The organism is Streptomyces niveiscabiei (genome assembly GCF_001419795.1).
Lineage (GTDB): Bacteria > Actinomycetota > Actinomycetes > Streptomycetales > Streptomycetaceae > Streptomyces > Streptomyces niveiscabiei.
Genome location: NZ_LIRL01001401.1, coordinates 1 through 1,169, shown reverse-complemented (window position 1 = coordinate 1,169; position 1,169 = coordinate 1). Strand labels below are relative to the sequence as shown.

Annotated in this window: 1 protein-coding gene and 1 pseudogene; one reads left to right on the top strand and one right to left on the bottom strand. The window is 73.8% G+C overall.

Going from position 1 to position 1,169, the window contains the following annotated elements; all coding sequences use genetic code 11:
• Positions 1-666: pseudogene (locus AOK24_RS50050) on the bottom strand (tetratricopeptide repeat protein); the annotation flags it as partial.
• 225 nt (positions 667-891) lie between these two features.
• Between AOK24_RS50050 and AOK24_RS44465 the strand changes: the two are divergent.
• Positions 892-1,169: NUDIX domain-containing protein (locus AOK24_RS44465; protein ID WP_159052246.1), on the top strand; the 278-nt coding region annotated here is incomplete at its 3' end.

The following is a 1,169-nucleotide window of genomic DNA, read 5'->3' as shown; positions in this document are numbered from 1 at the left end:
GGCGGGGGGTTCGGGGGTGTCGTACGAGGGCTCCGGCGAGGCTTCGGGCCACGTTTGAGGTTCGGGGGCTTCTGGGAAGGCGGGGTGCTCGTCCGACGCCAAGCGCTCGTCCGACGCCAAGCCCTCCTCGGACGCCGGGTGCCCCTCGGCCCCCGCGTGCCCCTGATCCATCGCCGGGGGCGGGCCGAAGACTCCGGTCGGTGCGGTGACGGTGCCCGGCGCGAGGGCGGGAGCCTCGGCGGCGTACGCGTCGTCCGGCGGCGCGGGGGGCTTGGCGGCGGAGGGTGCCTCGTCCGCGTACGCGTCGTCCGGCGGCTCGGGGGCCCCTGTCACGGGAGGCGCCTCGTCGGCGTACGCGTGCGGGGTCGTGAGCGGTGTCGGTTCGGCCATGAGGGTGCTGGAGCCGTCCGGGGCGACCTGGATGGGGACGTCGTAGCCGCTGCGCTCGTCGTGGATCGTGGCCAGGACCGGGTGCCCCGTGGCCACGGCGATGCGGCGCAGGTGGGCGAGGACCGCGTGCTTGATCTCCTCGCCCTCGGGGGCGGTGACCGGGACCCCGCCGACGGACGCGGTGTCCCGGCCGGCGGCCGTCGCGACCCGGACGTCGATCGGCGCGGGCGCCATCACGGCGGGCCCGGACTGGGGCTCTCGGCTGGGTCGAGACATGTGTTCCTCACTCGGTTCTGCCGGGGAACCGGCGTTCCGCGCGTCACGATCCGATAAACACGCTTACTGGCGAGTATGGCCGCTCGGTCCCGGTGTTCGCGTCACCGGGACGTCACAGCCTCGTTCCAGATACCTGGCCGGAATCCGGCGCCGTACACAACGCCGTTGATCCACAAGGCGGGTTCACCGAGGATGAACCGTACGACGCGTCCCGGGGGGGGTCTCATGCGCTGGACCGTGCACGGCGAACGACCGCTGTACGACACGCCGTGGGTACGCCTGCGCGCGCTGGACGTCGAACGGCCCGACGGCACCCGTACGGAGTACCACGCGGTGCGGCTGCGCGACCTCGCCGTGCTCGCGGCGGTCGACGACGCGCGCGTGCTGATGATGTGGCGGCACCGGTTCCTCACGGACGCGTGGGGGTGGGAGCTGCCGATGGGGCTCGTCGAGGACGGGGAGTCGCCCGCACGCGCGGGCGCGCGGGAGCTGGAGGAGGAGAC